18 protein-coding genes are annotated in these 20,465 nt (G+C 63.1%); 10 read left to right on the forward strand and 8 right to left on the reverse strand.

The window, feature by feature from the left end; translation table 11 throughout:
• Positions 1–93: 93 nt before the first annotated feature.
• A complete protein-coding gene (locus tag ACWV14_RS12100) occupies positions 94–1,599 on the reverse strand; it encodes an FAD-dependent oxidoreductase (RefSeq protein ID WP_454908840.1) in 1,506 nt (501 codons plus the stop codon).
• Between the two features lie 46 nt (positions 1,600–1,645).
• Here ACWV14_RS12100 and ACWV14_RS12105 point away from each other — a divergent pair, with 46 nt between their 5' ends.
• The 3 genes from ACWV14_RS12105 (at position 1,646) to ACWV14_RS12115 (ending at position 3,499) form a co-directional block, all read left to right on the forward strand.
• Complete coding sequence (locus ACWV14_RS12105) at positions 1,646–2,134, forward strand: MarR family winged helix-turn-helix transcriptional regulator (protein ID WP_454908841.1); 489 nt, start codon at positions 1,646–1,648, stop codon at positions 2,132–2,134.
• 53 nt (positions 2,135–2,187) lie between these two features.
• Positions 2,188–2,835, forward strand: coding sequence for a response regulator transcription factor (locus tag ACWV14_RS12110; protein WP_454908842.1), 648 nt, complete (start codon positions 2,188–2,190; stop codon positions 2,833–2,835).
• A 106-nt stretch (positions 2,836–2,941) separates the two neighbouring features.
• Positions 2,942–3,499 carry a hypothetical protein gene (locus ACWV14_RS12115; protein WP_454908843.1) on the forward strand — a complete coding sequence of 186 codons (558 nt, stop codon included), beginning with the start codon at positions 2,942–2,944 and terminating at the stop codon, positions 3,497–3,499.
• A gap of 159 nt (positions 3,500–3,658) precedes the next feature.
• Here the strand turns inward: ACWV14_RS12115 and ACWV14_RS12120 are convergent, their stop codons facing one another.
• The 7 genes from ACWV14_RS12120 to ACWV14_RS12150 all read right to left on the reverse strand — a co-directional run bounded on the left by ACWV14_RS12120 (position 3,659) and on the right by ACWV14_RS12150 (position 13,552).
• Entirely contained in the window at positions 3,659–5,476 is a 1,818-nt protein-coding gene (locus ACWV14_RS12120) for an ATP-binding response regulator (RefSeq protein WP_454908844.1), read from the reverse strand.
• 117 nt (positions 5,477–5,593) lie between these two features.
• Positions 5,594–6,070, reverse strand: a complete 477-nt coding sequence (locus tag ACWV14_RS12125) for a hypothetical protein (protein ID WP_454908845.1) — start codon at positions 6,068–6,070, stop codon at positions 5,594–5,596.
• 67 nt (positions 6,071–6,137) lie between these two features.
• Positions 6,138–7,913, reverse strand: a complete 1,776-nt coding sequence (locus ACWV14_RS12130; protein WP_454908846.1) for a LysM peptidoglycan-binding domain-containing protein — start codon at positions 7,911–7,913, stop codon at positions 6,138–6,140.
• Between the two features lie 12 nt (positions 7,914–7,925).
• Complete coding sequence (locus tag ACWV14_RS12135) at positions 7,926–8,309, reverse strand: hypothetical protein (protein WP_454908847.1); 384 nt, start codon at positions 8,307–8,309, stop codon at positions 7,926–7,928.
• A gap of 111 nt (positions 8,310–8,420) precedes the next feature.
• The gene (locus tag ACWV14_RS12140) at positions 8,421–8,966 is read right to left on the reverse strand and encodes a hypothetical protein (protein WP_454908848.1); all 546 of its coding nucleotides are present in this window, start codon (positions 8,964–8,966) and stop codon (positions 8,421–8,423) included.
• A 4-nt stretch (positions 8,967–8,970) separates the two neighbouring features.
• The gene (locus ACWV14_RS12145; RefSeq protein ID WP_454908849.1) at positions 8,971–10,794 is read right to left on the reverse strand and encodes a LysM peptidoglycan-binding domain-containing protein; all 1,824 of its coding nucleotides are present in this window, start codon (positions 10,792–10,794) and stop codon (positions 8,971–8,973) included.
• Positions 10,795–10,801: 7 nt separating this feature from the next.
• The gene (locus ACWV14_RS12150; RefSeq protein WP_454908850.1) at positions 10,802–13,552 is read right to left on the reverse strand and encodes a type VI secretion system Vgr family protein; all 2,751 of its coding nucleotides are present in this window, start codon (positions 13,550–13,552) and stop codon (positions 10,802–10,804) included.
• A gap of 466 nt (positions 13,553–14,018) precedes the next feature.
• Here ACWV14_RS12150 and ACWV14_RS12155 point away from each other — a divergent pair, with 466 nt between their 5' ends.
• From ACWV14_RS12155 to fdxA, 7 genes are read left to right on the forward strand one after another with little or no spacing between them, the layout of a single operon-like run.
• The gene (locus tag ACWV14_RS12155; RefSeq protein WP_454908851.1) at positions 14,019–15,050 is read left to right on the forward strand and encodes an ABC transporter substrate-binding protein; all 1,032 of its coding nucleotides are present in this window, start codon (positions 14,019–14,021) and stop codon (positions 15,048–15,050) included.
• 4 nt (positions 15,051–15,054) lie between these two features.
• The gene (locus ACWV14_RS12160) at positions 15,055–15,837 is read left to right on the forward strand and encodes an ABC transporter ATP-binding protein (RefSeq protein WP_454908852.1); all 783 of its coding nucleotides are present in this window, start codon (positions 15,055–15,057) and stop codon (positions 15,835–15,837) included.
• A 10-nt stretch (positions 15,838–15,847) separates the two neighbouring features.
• A complete protein-coding gene (locus tag ACWV14_RS12165) occupies positions 15,848–16,711 on the forward strand; it encodes an ABC transporter permease (protein WP_454908853.1) in 864 nt (287 codons plus the stop codon).
• Between the two features lie 52 nt (positions 16,712–16,763).
• Entirely contained in the window at positions 16,764–18,146 is a 1,383-nt protein-coding gene (locus tag ACWV14_RS12170; RefSeq protein WP_454908854.1) for an FAD-dependent oxidoreductase, read from the forward strand.
• Positions 18,143–19,312, forward strand: a complete 1,170-nt coding sequence (locus ACWV14_RS12175) for a CaiB/BaiF CoA transferase family protein (RefSeq protein ID WP_422085916.1) — start codon at positions 18,143–18,145, stop codon at positions 19,310–19,312. Before ACWV14_RS12170 ends, ACWV14_RS12175 begins: the two co-directional genes overlap by 4 nt.
• Positions 19,309–20,085 (forward strand): enoyl-CoA hydratase-related protein, encoded by a 777-nt coding sequence (locus tag ACWV14_RS12180; RefSeq protein ID WP_454908855.1) that lies wholly within the window; start codon positions 19,309–19,311, stop codon positions 20,083–20,085. The genes ACWV14_RS12175 and ACWV14_RS12180 overlap by 4 nt, the downstream gene beginning before the upstream one ends.
• Positions 20,086–20,113: 28 nt before the next feature.
• The gene (fdxA, locus tag ACWV14_RS12185) at positions 20,114–20,449 is read left to right on the forward strand and encodes a ferredoxin (RefSeq protein WP_454908856.1); all 336 of its coding nucleotides are present in this window, start codon (positions 20,114–20,116) and stop codon (positions 20,447–20,449) included.
• Positions 20,450–20,465 lie beyond the last annotated feature (16 nt).

Genomic DNA, 20,465 nt, shown 5'->3' on the forward strand with positions numbered 1-20,465 from the left:
CTTCCTTTTGTTATTTGCCGCCTGCGTCCGGTCGGTGGAGCGGACGAATTCGACTGTAGGAATGAACACGGGGGCGGAGCTTGGCGTTTTCCCTCAGTGCGGCAGGCCCAGGCCAACGGCCTGCAGATAGGCCTCAAGTGCCTCGATGCGGGCCGAGGCCACGATGGCGCCGACATAGCCGTCGGGGCGCACCAGCACCCAATCGCCGGGCATGGGTTCGTAGGCTTCGCGGAAGTGGCCGCCGTCGTCGTGCAACTCGCCCCCGTCGCCGAAGGTATGGATGTGCAGGCCCGACCGTGGCGCGATGCCGCGGCGATCGGTCTCCCAGCCCAGCAGGGTCCAGTGCGCACCCTTGAACAACTGGAACAGGCGCGTCGGTTGCCCGGCGGCGCCGCGCACCGGCGCATCGGGCGCGCGGTCGCCCGCGCACAGGCGGCTGCCGGCGCGTTCGGGCTGCTCCATCGCGAGCGACGACCCGGGGTAGCCCAGGTCGAGCTGATGCACCTCGCGTCCGCGCCGCATGTCGCCGCGCTTCGCATCGACGAGCAGCTTCGTGGAGAGCCCGAGCACTTCTGCCGCAACCGGGCGACGCTCTTCTTCGTAGCTGTCGAGCAAGGTCTTGGGCGCGCCAGCTGCAACGGCCGCCAGTTTCCAGCCGAGGTTGTAGGCGTCCTGCACGCTGGTGTTCAGTCCCTGGCCGCCCGTTGGCGGATGGACGTGCGCGGCGTCGCCGACCAGCAGCACGTTGCCTGCCCGGTAGCGGTCGGCCAGGCGAGCGTTCATCTGGAAGGCCGAGGCCCACGAGACCGAGTGGATCTCGATGTCGCTGCGGCCGGTGCGCGCGGCAACCATGGCAGAGAGGCCCTGCGTAGAGAGATCGATGTCGCCTTCCAGCGGTATCGGCGCCTGCAGCTGGAACAGCTGCGTTCCGGCGAGTGGGCAGAGGGACATCTGCGTATCCATCGAGCCCTCGTTGAAGCGGTGCCAGGCTTCGCGCTCCAGGCCGGACAGCACGACATCGGCCACCACCGCGCGCACGCCCAGCGTCTTGCCAGGAAAGCCGATGTCCAGCGCATGCCGAACGAAGCTGCGGCCACCGTCGGCGCCGACGAGAAAGCGCACGCGAAGCGTCTCTTCGCCTGCCGCACTGGCCAGCCGCGCGGTCACGCCGCTTTCGTCCTGCTCGAACGCCACAAGCTCGCGGCCGAATGCCGGTTGGTGTCCGAGCTCGGCCAGCCGCTCGCGCAGCACGCCTTCGGTGAGGAACTGCGGCACCATCAAAGGAATGCCGTAGGGCTCCGCTGGCGTCGGTGGCGTGTGCGTCATCACCGGCGAATCGACATGGCTACCGTCGGGGTGGTATTCCCGCGAAGGCGGATACAGGCCGCCGGCTGCGACGATCCGGTCGAGGATGCCCATGTCCTCGAAGACTTCCTGCGTTCGCGGCTGGATTCCCTTGCCGCGCGAGCCCTGGAAAGGCGCGTCCATCTTCTCGATGAGGCGGAAGGAAACACCCCGCCGCGCGAGGTCGATGGCGAGCGTGAGGCCGGCTGCGCCGGCGCCGCAAATGAGTACGTCCGTGGAAAGGTTCTGGGTCATGGCAAGCTCCAATGTGTGTAATATGCACCTATTAGGAGCGGATGCTATGCCAAAGAAAATAAATGTGCAAGATGCACATATCTCCGCGCAGCTGCGTGCGTTGCACGGTGCGCTGCTCACCGTGGTGAGCGTCATGAACCGTCCGCAGCGAGACGAGGCGATGGTGCGCGAAGCGGGTATTTCGCTCGACCGCGCGTTGTTCCCGCTGCTGGTCGGCATCGAACGGGTCGGGCCCATCGGCGTGGTCGAACTCGCCGACCGTGCCGGGCGCGACCACACGACGGTCAGCCGGCAGGTCGCGAAGCTGGAGAGCCTGGGCCTGGTCGAGCGCCAGGGCGGCGCGCACGACCGGCGCGTGCGCGAGGCGGTCGTCACGCCTAAAGGCAAGGCGATGACCGATGCCGTCGATGCGGCGCGCGAACGCCTTGCGCGCGCCATATTCGACAAGTGGGAGCCGCAGGATTTCGAGGACTTGGTGCGGCTGCTGCAGAAGTTCGCGGCGGACATCGAAGGCGCACCCGCGAGCGGGAAGTGACTGCGCGCAGGGATGAGCCGGAATCGCTCTCGGCTTGCGGCCAGAATCGGCGGATGCCCTTCACGATTCTGCTGATCGACGACCACGCCATGTTCCGCGAGGGCCTGCGCCTCGCGCTGCGAGAGGCGCAGCCGTCGATGACCATCGAAACCGCCAGCACCGGCAGCGAAGCGCTGCAGGCGTTGTCGACGCTGCCCGTGCTCGATGCGGTCATGACCGACTACTACCTGCCCGACCTCGGCGGTGCCGCCCTGGTGCAGCAACTGCACCGGCGCAGGGGCGGGCTGCGCATCCTGGTGCTGTCGGCCTCCGAAGACCCGCATGACGTCGAGACCGCGCTCGGAGCCGGCGCGCACGGCTTCGTCCACAAGTCGGCCGACAGCCGGCAGTTGCTGGATGCGCTGCGCCGCGTGTTCGGTGGCGAGCAGAACGTGGTGCATGTGTCGCCGCAGGGCGCTTCGCCGCTGCCGGTGCTGTCGACACCGACCGACAGCCTGAGCCACTTGACCGCGCGGCAGACCGAGGTGCTGCACCTGCTGTGCGAGGGCCTGCGCAATGCGCAGATCGCAGAGCGGCTGCAGACCTCCGAGAAGACCGTGAAGGCCCACATCTCCGCGATCTTCGCGGCGCTCGGCGTGTCCAACCGCACGCAGGCCACGATCGTGGCGCGCCGCGTCGGCATGCTGGGCAAGCCACGTTAGGCAGCGCGCCGCGCCCGGCGTGGTGTCACTTTTTGTCGGCCGCCTTTACCCACGGTTCACCCGGCAGACAACTTGCGCCGCACCGGGCGTGGCTCAATTCGCCATCATGCATTCGGACGCAACGGTATTCACGGAGATGCGCTTCTGGGGCCTGGTGCTCTGCTCGCTGGTGCTGCCCACCGCCATCTTCATCACGCTCTTCGTGCGGCGCGAGTTCTCGAAGGTCACCGTGCTGGGCTTCGGCCTGCTGCTGATCCTGCTGGCGGGCGTGGACATCTTCCTGCTGCGCGCGCTGGCCTCCCTGGCCCGGGCCACGCCTTCGCTGGCCGACGACCTGGTGTTCTCGTCGGCGCTGTCGATCGCGCTCTACATCTTTCCGGCCGCCTTCGGCACCTTCGGCCTCAACATGGTCTCGCATGTGCTCATGCACTACCTGAAGCAGAAGGAACTGCGCTTCGAGCGGCACAAGGTGCCGCAGCAGCAGCCGACCGGTGCGCCTTCGCGGACTCGCGCACTGGCCGTGCGGCGGATCCGGCCGCAGGCCGACGGCGCGGAAGATCCCCGGCCTGATAAGCCGCGTGGCCGCGCACCGCGCGCACGCTGGCTCTACGCGAGCCCGGGCGTGCGCCGGCGGCGAGTGGTGTCCCGGGCGTCTTTGCGGTAGAGGGGCGCGGCGCCTGCCCGCCAGGCGCACAGACATCGACGCCTGCTCGCGACGCTCGATCGAAGAGCCGAGATCATCAACGCGGCGGTCTCCACCGGCACGCTGTTTTCGTGGTCGAGATCTTCGTGACCCAGAACAGCGTCAACCCGACTTGGCCTCTCAAGGCCGTCCGTTCCAGTCGGCCGCGAGCAGCAGCCTGTCGACCCACTCGCGCAGCGAGTCCACTTCCACCGGCTTGTGCAGGATCGGAATGGAACGCGCAGCCGCCTCGATGAGGCGCGCGGGATCGGTGTCGCCACTCACCAGCAATGCGGGAATCGCAGAGTCGTTGTATTCCTCGTGCACGCGGTCGATGGCCTCGATGCCGGTCTCGTGATCGCGCAGGCGATAGTCGCTCACGATCAGCCCGGGCTTGCCGGGTACGTCGGCAGTCAGCTCGACCAGTTCGTCCGGCCCCGCGGCCGCGATCACGCGGTGCCCCCAGCTTTCGAGCAGCAACCTCAGCCCTTCGCGATTCTGTGCGTCGTCGTCGATCACCAGGATCAGCTGTCCCGTGGCCGGCTTCGCATGCGAGGCGACGTCAACGGGCGTGTGCGCTTGCGTGGCGGCGAACACGCCGGCCTCGGCCGTGATGTCCGGCGCCGATGCATGTTGCTGCGCATCGACGCTCAGCATGAAGACCGTGCCGCGGCCCTCGGCCGAGTGCAGCCACAGCGAGTGTCCCAGCAGCGCGGCGGTGCGGCGCACGATGGCCAAGCCCAGTCCCAGCCCCTTGCTGCGGTCGCGCTCCGGGTTTCGCAACTGGTGGAATTCCCAGAAGACGCGCTCATGCTCGTGCTTCGGAATGCCCGGGCCGGTGTCCCAGACCTCGATGCGCACCGCGTCGTCGCCGCGCCTGCGGCAGCCGATCAGCACGCGCCCGCTCGGCGTGTGCGCGATGGCGTTGCTCACCAGGTTGCGCAGGATGCGTTCCAGCAGCATCGGGTCCGAGCTGACGAATGCGGCGCAGGGCCGCACCTTCAGCGCCAGTCCCTTCTGCTGGGCCTGCGGCGTGTATTCGGTGCGGATCTGGTCGAGCAGCCGGTCGAGCGGAAAGCTCTGGATGCGCGGATGGATCACGCCCGCATCCAGCCGCGAAATGTTGAGCAAGGCATCGAACAAATGCCCCATCGCGGCGCTCGCCTTGGTGATGTTGTCCAGCAGGTAGCGGCCATGCGCCGACAGGCGCTCGTTTGCCAGCAGGCCCAGGAAAAGGCTCATCGCATGAACCGGCTGCCGCAGGTCGTGGCTGGCCGCCGCGAGAAAGCGCGACTTCTCCAGGTCGCTGCGTTCGGCGGCTTCCTTTTCAAGCCGCACCTGCTGCAGCAGCGCCAGGTTTTCATAGCCCAGCCGCAGAGCGTTCAGGTGCGTGTGGTTCATGCGATGGATGAAGGCGACAGTGGCGACCAGGTAGGCTGCGCCGCTGGAAACCAGCGCCAGGTTCACCGCCGAGGGCTGGACCGCCAGCGCAATGAAGGTCGGCGCAAAAGTCGGCACCACGAACGCATACACGGCGGACAGCACCATGTAGTTCGAATAGATGGCGCCCGTGCCCAACCCGAACAGCACCACGATGAAGAAGAGCTGGTACTCCAGCGGGACGAAGAAGGTCCAGTAGGCGAACGGCAGCCCCCACAGAATGCCCGAGGCGACGTTGCCGATCACCATCTGCCGCAGCCAACGCTCGCCCGAACCCGGATGGTTGCGTGCACGTGCGTAGTAAAGCATCGCGCCAAACCGGAAGGCCGCGACCACCAGCGTGGCCGCGAGCCAGGTGACCACTTGCGTGCGCGGCACGACCGCCAGCATCACGTAGGCCACCACGCAGGCCGAGATGACCGAGCCAGCCAACGCGAATGGGAAGCTGCGCAGCAGGACGGAGAGTTGGACGTCGAAGATGCGTTGGGTGTCGGAGGGGGAGGGGAGGGAAGGGGTCATGTGGGATTCGCCTGGACTTGGGACTTTAGGGCTTGTCCAAGTGAGATCGAAAAGTAGCAGGGAACGAATTCGACGCCCCCCGCTTTAAATCTTGCGGATGCTGATTTGGCACTTGGCCTATGGCGCCCGAGTTTTGGGAGGCAGCAAACCACAGAATACATTTTTTATCATCTCGTCCTCGGGTTGTTCATTACTCAAGGCCAAGGTGTACGAGGTTATTTTATTCTTTCCAACGGTCATCTCCATCATTTTGGCCTCCCCCTTATTGCGAAGATAGACGATTATTCCGTCGAAGCCGTCATCTATTAATTCGTCTTTGTAATTTCTAAGAATCTTGTGCAGATCCTTTTGGCTAGCCCTATCCTTTTCCAGGAATACTCTCTTCACCAAATCATTGTCGATGTTCTTCGGGCGCTTCTTCATGTACAGCCAAGACTGCCCTACTATCCAGTCGCCGTTGCAAGTTGTTGATTCGTCGCTGAAAAATTCTCTGATTTTCTGATCGACCAACTTTCCTTTGGCCGATTGGTCTAGGTTTACCCAGACGACATAGGGGCCGTAGACGTATCCCGCTAATGCCGGAGAAATGCTCAAGGCACTTGAGAGAAAAAATAAAACAAATCGGACGATTCGATGCAGAGGTGGCCTGATTTTTTTGGATCTAATCGATGGATGGCTTCTCGGATTTCTTGGGTTTTTCATTTTCAATATTCATTGATTCGTTGAGTTTGTCTGGGTCTTGAAGCTCGAGTCCCGGTGCTAGTAGATCCTTTTTTGATTGTTCGAAGTAGGAAATAGGAATGAAGTATTTAAAATTTTTGGGTATTTTCAGGGATTTTATGGTTTTATTTTTCTTGTCCTGCGGCGTCTGAATTTCTGGTGTGGTCGAAGTGAACGGGGAAAAATTTATTCTTTGATTTTGATTTCCCCCGAGCAGAATTGGGTTGCCAGATTTGCTTATCGCGTAAATGAATCCGACATGTATTCCGTGACCTTGCCTGGTGGTCTCTACGGCAATAGCACCATATATCGGCCTTTCAAGCTCCACGAACAAAGGATTCCTGATCTTCGACACCTCCTTTTTCGATTTTCCCTTCGGCCCATCCACTTCGTAGAATGCATGCGCCCGGGCCTTGTCCGATTTGCGGTCCGGATAGCCAGCGTTTTCGATGGGATATCCTGCTCGCATCAGGCACCAATTCACGAATGCTGCGCACCAGGCATTGTTGCGGCCTTCCAATGATTTGAGACCGTCGCCGATTTCGGTGTGATAGTTGATTTTGTTTTGCAGTGTGGTCTCGACTTCTCCGCGTCTGAGCTTCGCTTCTGCGATGGCAATAGGCATCCATGGCGCACGCCCGGGCATTGGATTGATGAGCGCCAGAACCTTTCCTGTTCCTTCCTTGGATCGTTCCTGATCGGATGGCCTGATGCTGGATGGTGCAGGGGGTGATGGCTTGCGCGCAGGCGATTTTTTCTTGCCGCTTCCGGAGATCATCAGAATATCACCGGTATAAATTACATCGCTTTCCAATCCATTGCGCTCTTTGATTGATGAAATACTTGTCCGGTATAGCTTTGCTATTTTTCCCAGGCTATCTCCTGGTTGAATCACGTGGCTCACCGGTTTTTTATTGCCTGGCGAAGAGCTATTGATCTTTTCCGCGCCCGCAACGCCTTTCCACTTCTTGAATTTCGCCAGCAGGTTGAAGTCCTTGCCAGTCTCACCTCCGATTGATCCGACCTGCACGGCTTCTTTGGCTTTGGGGCTTATCACCTTGACGGGGATTGCTGATTTATCCGCCGGATGAATCACCGGCGGAAACCGCCCGGTCGCGTCCGACTTCAATCTTTCCTCGCCGCCGTCCCTCTGCAGAATGATTTCCGCATCAGGTATGGGCTGGCTGCCATCCGTCGCATTGATCCTGCTCACGGCCACCCATATCTCCTTGCGGGTTCCCGGCCGTGCGTGAAAGCCTTCGATCGTCGAGATGCTGTCGACGATCTTTTCAATCTCGGCTTCAGTGCAGTCGTTGATCTTCCTGCCGGTCGGAATGCCGCTCGTCCGGAGCAGGTCGTCGATGTATTTCCCGGTGTTGTTCTCGTGCTTGGGCGCGTAGTCGGGAATGGCCTCCGGAATGGTCCGTTCGCCGTGCATGCGCTTCAGGTTCGCCTTCAACTCGGCTCGACCAGAGCCTTCGTCGGGGAATATCAGGAACGTCCTGCCCGATCTGGTCGTGGCAAATCCGACGTAGCCCTTCGCCTTTTTCGGAGCAGGTACGCCGTCCACCATCCGGGCTGTCAGATCGCCGGGGTTGTTGATCCGCCATGGCAGGGTTCCTCCCGAGCGCAGCAGGTGCCGGCCGTCTTCGCAGATGAACTCGGCGACCTCGATGTTGGGGTGGTAGGTGGCGGATATCAGCTTGGGCATGGTCATTTGCTGTCCTGTTCAGGCCAGTTCGTTCAGGTACGCCTGCACGGCGGACTCGGAGAGAAAGTGATTGGGGCCAGTGCTTCCGCCCGGCTGTGCGTACCTCGAATCCCCTGAATCGGCCAGGTCGTCCTCCGGGTCGTCGCTGGCCTCAGGCTCTGATGCATCGAAGTCGTCGTCCCGCGTGCGGATCGTCGGAACCTCGCTCCAATCCCAAGCCTCCTCGCCCACGATCAGCACGGCCTCGTCGGGCGTGTCGAAGTCGATCCGGGGCAGCCGGCCGTCCTCGGGGATGACGCCTTCGGCCCTGGTCTGTTGCCGCTCGTCGAGGATCCGGTAGGGCAGGCCCGTCATGTTCATGTGCCTGAACACTTCGTCGCTGCCCAGCGTCGCGAAGCTCATGCGCGGTCGACGTAGGGATCTGACTTTGAAGATTTTTGTCTTGGCGGCATGCCGCACGCGTCGACCATTTCAAGAAATTTCGAATCTAAAAGATCATTCCTCGGTTGAAAATTACGGAGCTCGAACAATCGGAGGAAGAAGAATGCAGAAAGCGCGCTCAATTTTTTTAGGATCTGTGCTCGCCTTCAGTGTGGAAGGATAAACGTTTATCTTTCTTCGACCCGTGGTAAAGCTCATCATGCGCGAGGAATTTTCTTCATCATAGAAAAACAAGCCATCCAAACCCTCGCGAACATTGGCATCGGGGTCTCTAAAAGAACGCAATATGCGGGTCATTTCATCGAATGAGGAAGTGTCTTTTTCGAGAAAAACTCTCCTTATCAATTCGGGCGGAATTTTCAATTGACGACTGTTCAGATATAACAGGGAGTCATTGTTTTCCCATTTTATTTTGCAAGTGGAATCGATGCGATCGCTGTTCGAAAAATTGTCAATTACTTTTGAAAGAGTTCGTCCATCTGCGTTTTTTCCGAGGTTGATCCAGGCTACGAAGTGATCGCTTCTGTATCCTGCAAAAGAGATGGTGGAAAAGAATAGTGTGGTTGAAATGAACCATGCCCCCGCAGTGCGGCGAATTGATTTCGATCTTGAATTCATGTTTTCAATTGGTTTTTGTTTTTTGATTCTTGCCTTCCTTGCGGGGAGGAACGCCAATAACTTTATTTAGATCGTCAACATTCAGTTGATCGAGCCCGGGATCCGCCATGTCTTTTTGGGCCTGGCCGAAGTAGGAAACTGGTACGAAGTACCGCAAGAATTTCGAATGTTTGACTGTCTTTTTCTTTCTTCCATCCTTTCCAGATACTTCTATGGTTTGTAATAGGGACATATTGAATGGAGAGAATTTGATTCTGTCGTCCTGATTTCCTCCGAGCAGGATGAGATTTCCTGGCCCCTCTTTGCCATACGCGAAGCCTACGTGATACCCGTGCCCACTTCTATGCGTAGCAACCGCAATGGCTCCGTATATTGGTTTTTCCAATTCAGCAAATAAAGGATTCCTGATTTTTCCTTTTTCGTCTATCTCGTAGAATCCGTGAGCGCGGCCAAGAGTGGCTCGGTGATCTCGAAAGCTGGCGTTACTTATCGGATAGCCGGATTTTGATAGGCACCAGTTGGCAAAGGCGGCGCACCAGGCCCTATTGGAGAGAGATCTGGATCCATCTCTAATTTCAAGGTGATAGTCAATTTCTTTCTCAATCACTTCCTCCCTCTGTCCATATCTAAGCTTGGCTTCAGCAATCGCTATAGCCATCCAGGGTGCCCGTCCCGGTATTGGATTGATCAGTGCCAACATTTTGCCCACGCCCTCTTTGGAACGCGCCGAATCCGACGCCCCTGTGCCAATCGATGGCGTCGGTGGCAGAGAAGGATTGGATCGCTCTGAGGTTTTTGCTAAGGGAGTTGGAACGTTTGTCGGCGCTTTTTTCGTAGTTGAGGGCGCTACTGTCGATTGGATTTTTGTCTTGCCGGCCCCGCTGATTGCAAGCACTTCGCCGGGATAAATTCTGTCACCTTCCAAATTGTTTTTATCCTTGATCGCGGCAATGCTGGTTCGATAGAGCTTCGCGACCTTGGAAAGATTGTCTCCGGGCTGCACCACATAGCTCATCGATTTTCCGTTCGCCATCGCCGAGCTATTAATTTTCTCCGACCCAGCGACCCCCTTCCAACTTTTGAACTTCGCCAGCAGGTTGAAGTCCTTGCCAGTCTCGCCTCCGATTGATCCGACCTGCACGGCTTCTTTGGCTTTGGGGCTTATCACCTTGACGGGGATTGCTGATTTATCCGCCGGATGAATCACCGGCGGAAAGCGCCCGGTAGCATCCGACTTCAACCTCTCCTCGACACCTTCCCTTTGCAGAATGATTTCCGCATCAGGCATCGGCTGACTGCCGTCGGTTGCATTGATCCTGCTCACGGCCACCCATATCTCCTTGCGGGTTTCCGGCCGTGCGTGAAAGCCTTCGATCGTCGAGATGCTGTCGACGATCTTTTCAATCTCGGCTTCAGTGCAGTCGTTGATCTTCCTGCTGGCCGGAATGCCGCTCGTCCGGAGCAGGTCGTCGATGTATTTCCCGGTGTTGTTCTCGTGCTTGGGCGCGTAGTCGGGAATTGCCTCCGGAATGGTCCGTTCGCCGTGCATGCGCTTCAGGTTCGCCTTCAACTCGGTTCGTCCTGAGTCTTCGTCGGGGAATATCAGGAATGTCCTGCCCGATCGGGTGGTGGCGAATCCGACGTAGCCCCGCGCTTTTTTCGGAGCGGGTACGCCGTCCACCATCCGGGCTGTCAGATCGCCGGGGTTGTTGATCCGCCAGGGCAGCGTTCCTCCCGAGCGCAGCAGGTGCCGGCCGTCTTCGCAGATGAACTCGGCGACTTCGATGTTGGGGTGGTAGGTGGCGGATATCAGCTTGGGCATGGTCATTTGCTGTTCAGGCCAGTCCGTTCAGGTACGCCTGCACGGCGGACTCGGAGAGAAAGTGATTGGGGCCAGTGCTTCCGCCCGGCTGTGCGTACCTCGAATCCCCTGAATCGGCCAGGTCGTCCTCCAGGCTGTCGCCGGCCTCAGGCTCTGATGCATCGAAGTCGTCGTCCCGCGTGCGGATCGTCGGAACCTCGCTCCAATCCCAAGCTTCCTCGCCCACGATCAGCACGGCCTCGTCGGGCGTGTCGAAGTCGATCCGGGGCAGCCGGCCGTCCTCGGGAATGACGCCTTCGGCCCTGGTCTGTTGCCGCTCGTCGAGGATCCGGTAGGGCAGGCCCGTCATGTCCATGTGCCTGAACACTTCGTCGCTGCCCAGCGGCGCGAAGCGGACGCTGTACTTGTCGTCGTGGCTCACGCCTTCCATGCGCAGGAGCTTGGGCATGTCCATAGGCCCGGCGTAGCTGTGGGTGCGCGCATGCTCGCGCCAGATGCCCTGGGTTCCATGCACGATGCCCGCGGCGTTCCACTTGCTGAAGCTGCCGCCGCCGCTGACCACGATCTCTTCCTTGGCGGTGATGCTGATCCTTTCGGCCTCCAGCTTGATGTCGAGCTTGGCCAGCAGCTTGATGCTGTTCTGCAGTGCGACGATGTCGATGCCGGCGGTGGCGGCGGTGAGTCGGATGGCCTTGTAGGCGAAGAGGCGCGCGGCCTCCCTGACGCTGACCAGCAAGCTCTTGCCCGCGCTGATGCTGGTATGGCCGCCGCTGCTCAGCGCGTTGTGCGTGATGCTGGCGATGTGGGTGGCGCCCGCCGCGGTGCTCTGGATGCCTGCCGCGCTGGCGAGCACGAGATGCGGCTCGCAGAGTTCGGGAAACGTGCGCTGATCCGGGTTGCCCTTGATGGCGTCGTTCTGCGCCTTGAGCGCGTCCGTCACCGCATCCTGGTCGCCCGCTTCGTGCGCCTTGGCCTCCTGCGCGGTCTGGCTCTGGCGTTCGTGCAGGTCGCGCGCCGCCGTCAGGCGAGCGACGGTCTCTCCGAGGTCGGTGATATGCGCCTGTGCATCAGGCCGCGCCTCGGTGGTGAGCAGCAGGCCCTTGGCGGCACGCACTGAGGCATGGCCATCCGTGCGCAGTTCGGCACCTTCACCCCGGTCGTCCGTGCGGCCTTCCGTGCCGTCGATGCGACCGATGTGGCCAAGGCTCAGGCTGCTGCAGAGGTGATCGCTCTTGAGTTGCGCCTGGATCTTTGCGGGGCGGTCGTCCAGTGCCAGGTGGTTGCCACGCGAGCCGCCTGCATTGCCCGAGCCGTCGTTCGCACTCAATTCGCGGCTGCGGATGCCTGAAAGATTCGCCTGATCGGGCAGGCGCCATGCGGGCATGTTGGCGGCGTTGAACACGCGCCCGGTGATGATTGGGCAGTCGGGGTCGCCGCTCAGAAAATCGACGACCACCTCATGTCCGACGCGTGGCAACGCCGCCGTGCCGAAGGTGTCGCCTGCCCAGGACATCGACACGCGCACCCAGCAACTGGAGTTCTCGTTGCGCACGCCAAGACGATCCCAGTGGAACTGGACCTTGACGCGGCCATGTCGATCGGTCCACGTCTCTTCGTTCTTCGGGCCGACCACGATGGCCGTTTGCGGCCCGCGCGTGCGAGGCTTTGGCGTGACGCGCCGGGGCCGCCATGCATGGTCGGCAGGTTGCGCTTCGAAGGCAAAGCGCTGGATGGAGCCTTCGCCGGCACCGGCACCTTCGCTGGCCTGGATGTTTTCCTGCAGTTCGTACTCGACGCTGGTCAGCAGGTATTTACGGTTCTGGTCTTCCCTCGGGTGATTGGCGAGTTCGAAGACATGGCCCGGCGCCAGTTCGCGCCTGTTCGAGCGTCCGCTTGCGATGCAGCGTTCGCTATGTTGCTCTTCGGTGCGAACGCGCGTGTAGAGCTCGCCGTCGTCGTGCTGCGTATAGCCGCCGGGCCATTCGTAGCATTCGAAGTCGTCGTGCGTGTGGCCAGCGGGCGCTTGCCGCTGGCTCGAGAGGTCTGCGGCGGGCTTGAGAAAGTCGTAGTCGTCGGTGAAGTGAAGGCCGGAGCGCACTTCTTCACCGGACTTCCATTCGAAGATGCGCTCGCTCGGGTTGGCGCGGTTGCCGCCGGTCATGCCCGCCTTCTCCGAGGGATGGAAGCGCACCGTGTCGCCGCCCGGCAGCGGATCGTGCGAGGCTGCGATGTCGTCGGCGAACACCAGCACATGGCGCTGTGCCTCGTGCCTGAAGTAGTAGCAGATGCCTTCCAGTTCGCACAGGCGCGAGACAAACGAGTAGTCGCTCTCGTGGTACTGAACGCAGTAGTCCCACACGCGGTACTCGCGGCTGAGTCTTTGCTCCACCGGATAGCCGTAGCCGTCGAGCACTTCAGTGAGGATGTCGGGAACGGTCTTGCCCTGGAAGATGCGGAAGTCGCTTCGAAGCGTCGCGAGCCACAGCCATGGACGCAGCCTCATTCTGTAGAAGCTCTGGCGGGCGTCTTCTTCGGTCAGGCCGAAGAATGCGGTGATGCCGCCCAGGTAGCGCGTGCCGCCGCTCTCAGTCTTCACTGCCACGGTGGAGGGCTTCCCGAGCAGCATCTTCGCGTCGATGCCGTTGCTGTTGCCCAGCAGGTCGATTTCGAAGTCGTAGAGCCGGCTCAATGCTTCGCGCCCCGCCAGCCGGTGAAATTGAAGCGCCTCTCCCATCGGCGTTTGAATGGTGACTCGGCGTGTCATTGCAAAGCCGAGCCATCGAAGATAGACATGGTGGTTCCTCCCTGATATCGCGGCCGCTTCAATCGCAATCGGCCATTGGTTTTTTGCGGAGTATGAAAGCGCTCAGGGTTTCCCCGATGCCCGCTGCGAGATACGCCGCGGATTCGTGAATGAGTACACGTGCCTGTGTGCGCCTGCAAGCATTGGCAATCTGTGTGAATCGAATGTGCGCGGACTCGCGGGGCTCGTCGCGTGCCTATCGTTTTCCCGAAGCTGGTGCATGCGCTCATGCCGCATGCACCGCAATGTCGCTGGGCGCGCGCGAGGAGAACTATTTTTTAGTTCGCCCGTTGCGAAAAACGGTGCTTGGTGCGCACGCATCGCACTCCTAGCATTCGCCTCGCTGCCTCACATGCCTTTGCATCGCAAGGCGGCGCACAAGAGCCGAACGACTTCACCTCATCGCATCGAAGAAAAGGAATCCGACATGGCCAACCTCCGCGACCCGGGTCGCCGCAGCCTTCTCAAGACGTCGCTCATCGCGGGCGGGCTCTCCGCCGGTGGGCTGCTCTCGGTCGACGCCTTCGCGCAGGGCAAGGCGCGCATCAACATGCAGCTGGGCTGGATCGTCGGCGGCAACCAGATCGGCGAAGTGGTCGCCAAGCGCATGGGCTTCTACGAGCAGGAAGGCATCGACTTCGCGATCCAGCCCGGCGGCCCGAACATCGACGGCGTGGCCATCATCGCCTCGGGCCGCTACGAGGTGGGGCAGGTTTCGTCGAGCCCTTCGATCATGCTGGCGGTGTCGCAGGGCCTGCCGATCAAGTGCTTCGCGGTGGGCGCGCAGAAGCACCCCTACACCTACTTCTCGCTCGCCAAGAACCCGGTGCGCAAGCCGGCCGACCTGATCGGCAAGCGCGTGGGCATTCCTTCGACGGCGGCCATCCTGCTGCGCGCGCTACTGGCCAAGAACAAGATCGCCGAGAAAGACGTCAAGGTGGTCTCCATCGGCGCCGACATGTCGCCGCTGCTCACAGGGCAGGTCGACGTGGTGACGGGCTGGCTCACCAACACCACCGCCATCAAGGTCCTGGGCCCCGACATCGCCTCGCTCACGCAGTGGGACGCGGGCGTGCGCCTGTACGCGCTGCCTTACTACGCATCGACCAAGACGCTGGAGACACAGCCCAAGGTCATCGAGGCCTTCCTGCGCGCCACTGCAAAGGGCTGGCACTACGTGCGCGCCAACCGCGATGCGTCGGTCGACATGCTGGTGAAGGAATACCCGAACCTCAAGCGCGAGGACGAGCGCGTGGCGGTCGACGCGATGCTCGAATACGCCTTCGGCGGTCTCGCGCAGACCCAGGGCTGGGGCGCGATGGACCCAGCCGTGTGGCAGGAGCAGATCAACACCTACGCTGAGCTGGGCCAGTTCACCGCGCGCACGCCGAAGGTGGAAGACGTGATCTCGCTCGACGCGCTCAAGGCCACCGCTGCCGCGCGCGCCATGAAGGGCTGATGCCATGGCCGCCGTTCTCAACGCACCGCCCGCCATCGCCTGCCGCGACATCGGCGTGCGCTTTTTCACCGAGCGCCGCGACGTCACCGCCATCAAGAGCCTGGACCTCGATGTGGCGCAGGGCGAGTTCCTCACGCTGCTGGGCCCCTCGGGCTGCGGCAAGTCGACCTTCCTGCGCGTGGTGGCCGACCTGCTGCAGCCCAGCAAGGGCCACATCGAGGTGCTGTCTTCCACGCCCCAGGCCGCGCGCAAGAACCGCGATATCGGCTTCGTGTTCCAGGATGCGGCGCTGCTGCCCTGGCGCACGGCGCTGCAGAACGTGGAGCTGCCGCTGCAGGTGGGCGGCGGCGCGAGCCGCAAGGGCCGCCGCTCGCCGCGGGAACTGCTCGAGCTGGTGGGCCTGAAGGACCGCCTGAACGCCTTCCCGCACGAGATGTCGGGCGGCCAGCGCCAGCGCGTGTCGATTGCGCGCGCACTGGCCAGCGACCCCAAGATCCTGCTGATGGACGAGCCCTTCGGCGCGCTCGACGAAATCACGCGCGACAGGCTCAACGAAGAAATCCTGCGCGTGTGGCGCGAGACCGGCGTGACGATTCTTTTCGTCACCCACAGCATCCACGAGGCGGCCTTTCTCGGCCAGCGCGTGCTGATGCTGGCCGCCAACCCAGGCCGCGTGCGCGAGATCGTGCCGGTGGAGCTGCCCGCCGAACGCACGCTCGAAGTGCGCGAGACCCCCGAGTTCGTCCGACTCACGAGCCATCTGCGGCGCGTGCTGGAAACCTGCTGAGGCCGAAGCCATGAATACCCGTTCCATCGATACGGCAGTGCCGGGCGCACCGGGCGCCATCGGCGCGCCGCCCTCGGCCGATCCCGAATACCTCGCCTGGGCCGCCGCGCGGCAGAAGCGCATCTGGCGCCGCCGCATCCTGCCGGCGCTGGGCATCGTCGGGCTCATCGCCCTGTGGTGGCTGGTGATCGTGGCTTTCGGCGTCAAGCCCTTCATCGCGCCCACGCCGTGGGCCGTGCTGGAGACGCTCTACGCCAAGCGCGACGTGCTGCTCGACAACCTGCTGCCCACGGCCTTCGAGGCGGCAGGCGGCTTCGTGCTGGGCAACCTTGCGGCCATCGCCGTTGCGACGGTCTTCGTGCACAACAAGACGCTGCAGGACATCTTCTTTCCGGTGGTTCTGATGTTCAACGCTGTGCCGCTGGTGGCAAAGGCGCCGGTGCTGGTGCTCATCATGGGCAACGGCATGGAGCCGAAGATCACCATCGCCGCGCTGGTGTGCTTCTTCCCCACGCTGGTGAACATGGTGCGCGGGCTGGAGTCGGTCAACCCGCAGGCGATGGAACTGATGCGGGTGCTGTCGGCCAGCAAGACCGAGATCTTCTTCCGCCTGCGTTTGCTCAACGCGTTGCCCTACCTGTTCTCGGCCTTGCGCATCGCGGCGTCGATGTGCGTGATCGGCGCGGTGGTGGGCGAATGGGTGGGTGCCACGGTGGGCATCGGCGCCATGATTCTGCAGGCCACCTTCAACTTCGATTCGCCGCTGCTCTACGCCGCGATCGTAATGAGCGCAACGCTGTCGGGCCTGTTCTTCCTGCTCGTGACGCTGGCCGAACGCTGGGTCATCCGCTGGCAGCCGGAGGCCGCGCCGTGATCGTTCGGGCGCAGTTCAAAAACACAACCAGACATTTCAACAGGAGATTTCTATGAGCCGTATTGGCGACTGGATGCAGGAGCCCGCGCACGACGTGCGCGTGGCAGCCGAATCGGACGTGGTGGTGGTCGGCGGCGGCCCCGCCGGGCAGGCCGCGGCATTGGCCGCCGCGCGCAACGGTGCGAGCGTGACGCTGCTGGAGCGCTACAACCACCTGGGCGGCCTGGCCTCGGGCGGCATGGTGCTGGTGCTGGACGACATGTGGGACAGCCACCAGCGGGAAATTTCTGTGCGCGGCATCTGCCTGGAAATGATCGAGCGCATGTCCGCGCTCGGCCTGGCCGAGTACCCGCGCCAACAAGACTGGGGCACGCTGCCAGAGTCGGTGCGCCGCTGGAAGCGCTGGGGCACCTACGACTTCCACAGCAAGGAGAAGCCGCACCCCATCTGCTTCGCCGCCGCCTTCGACCCCGACGCATGGAAGCGCACATCGCTGGAGATGGTGCTGCAGGCCGGCATCGAACTGCGGCTGCACTCCTGGTTCTCGCGCACGCTGGTGGAAGACGGCAAGGTCAAGGGCGTGGTCTGCGAAACCAAGGGCGGGCGCGAAGCCATCCTGGGCAAGGTGGTGATCGACACCACCGGCGACCTCGACGTGGCCGCCTCGGCCGGCGCGCCGCACATCAGCGGCAGCTACATCGTGACGACCGTGTTCCGCCTCGGCGGTGTCGACACGGAAGAAGCCGAGCGCTTCGAGCGCGAGGAGCCCGTGGCCTGGCAGGCGCTGGACCGCGAGATCAAGCACATGCTCGGCGGCGCCTGGGAAGCATGGTGGCTCAAGACACCGCTGCCGGGCGTGGTGTGGTGCAACTGTCCGCACATGCCGGGGCTCGACGGCCTGAAGGTGAGCGATCTGACCCGCGCCGAAGTGCAGGGCCGCGCCACCATCCACAAGGTGATCGAGTTCGTTCGTGCCCATCTGCCGGGCTTCTCGAAGTGCGTGCTGATCGACATGGCGCCGCAGACAGGCATTCGCCAGACCCGCCTGCTCGAAGGCGCCTATGTGATGACCAAGGAAGACGTGGCCCAGCGCACGCGCTTCGAGGACAGCGTGGCGCGCGGACGCGACTACTACTACCCCTACCGCACGCTGCTGCCGCGCAGCGTGGAGAACCTGCTGGTGGCCGGTCGCCACTACTCGGCCACCTCGGCGGCGCAGAAGATCTCGCGCGAAATTCCGCCCTGCATGGCAATGGGCGAGGCCACCGGCACCGCCGCGGCACTGGCGCTGAATGCCGGCGTCACGGTGCGCGAGGTCGACATCGCGAAGCTGCAGAAAACGCTGCGCGCCCAGGGCGCCGACCCCGGCGACCAGAAAGGGCCGAACGCCGACGTGCCCGCCATCGCCCGCTCCTTCGCGAAGGAGGCCGCATGACGACGACGGCCAATGCACTGCCGCTGGACGGCATCCGCGTGATCGACTTCACGCAGGTCATGATGGGCCCGGTCTGCACGCAGATGCTGGCAGACCACGGCGCCGACGTGATCAAGGTCGAGCGCAAGGGCGCGGGCGACCTGAGCCGCTCGACCTTCGCGCCGGTGGCGGGTGAAGACAACCCGATCTTCTGCAGCCTCAACCGCAACAAGCGCAGCGTGGAAATCGACCTGCGCGACGCGGCGCAGATGGAACTGGTGAAGGCGCTCATCGCCGGAGCCGACGTGGTCACCAACAACTTCCGCGCCGGCGTGATGGAGCGGCTGGGCCTGGGCTACGAAGACTGCAAGCGGCTGAACCCGCGCATCATCTACGCGGTGGGCACCGGCTTCGGCGAGACCGGCCCCTACGCCCACAAGGGCGGCCAGGACGTGCTGGCCCAGGCGCTCACCGGTGTGATGGCGCGACGCGCAGACGCCTCGGTGCCGGTGTCGATCTACCCCACGGCGCTGGCCGACTACACGGCCGGCATGCACATGGTGCAGGGCATCCTGCTGGCGCTGCTGCAGCGCGAGCGCACGGGCGAGGGGCAGAAGATCTCGGTGTCGCTCTACAACTCGATGCTGGCCATGCAGATGCAGGAGGCAGCCATGGTGATGATGGAAGACTCCGAGGTGAACTGGGCCGCCATGCCGCTGTCGGGCGTGTTCGACACGCAGACCGGGCCGCTGGTGCTGGTGGGCGCTTTCAAGGCCAACCCGCTGCGCGACATCTGCACCGCGCTGGGCATCGAAGACCTGTCGCTCGACGCGCGCTACGCCACGCTGTCGGCGCAGTTCGCCAACAAGGCGGCGCTGCATGCAATCTTCCACGAACGCTTTGCGAGCAACACACGCGAGCACTGGCTTGCGAAGCTCGAGGAGCAGGACTTGCTCTCCGCCCCGGTGCGCGACATGCGCGAGGCGCTGGTCGATCCGCAGACGCTGCACAACGCGATGATCCTCGAGGGCGGTACGCCGTCGGGCCGACCGCTGAAGTTCATTGCCAGCCCCATTCACATGTCGGGCGCCAGGGCCGGCCTGCGCCGCGCGCCACCCAGGCTCGGGCAGCACACGGCCGAAGTGCTGGCCGAGGCCCGCGCGCTGATCGAGGAGGCCGATGCATGAGCGTGCTCTATGAAGTCATCGACCACGTCGCCACGGTCACCATCGACCGGCCCGAGGTGCTCAACGCGGTCGACCTGCCCACCGAGGCCGAGCTGCAGCGCATCTGGAGCGACATCGAATCGCGCAGCGACATCCGCGCCGTGGTGCTGACCGGTGCGGGCGAGCGCTCGTTCTGCGCCGGCGCCGATCTGAAGAACACCTCCAACCTCAAGGGCGTGGAGTACTGGGCGGCGGCGCGGCCGGGCGGCTTTGGCGGCATCGCGCTGCGCGAGACGCTCGACGTGCCGGTGATCGCGCGCGTCAACGGCCTGGCGCTGGGCGGCGGCTTCGAGATGGTGCTGGGCTGCGACATCGTCGTGGCATGCGAGGAGGCCAGCTTCGGCCTGCCCGAGCCATTGGTCGGCCGGCTGCCGCTGGACGGCGGCATGCTGCTGCTGCAGCGCCAGATTCCCTACCGCCAGGCCATGGGCATGATGCTCACCGGCCAGCGGGTGAAGGCACAGCGCGCGCTGGAGATGGGCCTGGTCAACGAGGTGGTGCCGCGCGCCGAGCTCGACACGGCCGTCAACCGCTGGGTGCAGCAGATGCTGGCCTGCGCGCCGCTGTCGCTCAAGGCCATCAAGCAGGTGGTGCGCCGTACCGGCACGCTGGCACCGGCCGATGCGCATCGCATGCGGCTGCCGGCGCTGGTGGCGGCATTGCAGTCGCAGGATGCCGACGAGGGCGTGCTGGCCTTCCAGCAGAAGCGCAAGCCGCAGTGGCTGGGCCGGTAGGCCGGCCGCGTCAGCGAAGGTACGTGCCATGCCCCACGTCATCACCGGCGCCTGCATCGACATCAAGGACGGCGCCTGCGTCAAGTGCTGTCCGGTCGATTGCATCTACGAAGGCGAGCGCACTCTGTACATTCACCCGGATGAATGCATCGACTGCGGCGTTTGCGTGTCCGCCTGCCCCACGCAGGCCATCTACGAAGACCTTCGGCTGCCGCCCGAAATGGCACATTTCACGGCCATCAACCGCGACTTCTTCGCGGCCGGCGTCAGCGGGCTGGGCTCGCCCGGCGGCGCTGCCGACACCGGCCCCGTGGCCTGCGACCACCCCGGCATCGCCCTGGAGCGCGCGAGGCTGGCCGGATGAGGCCTGTGCGCAAGGG

The organism is Variovorax durovernensis, from assembly GCF_977011995.1.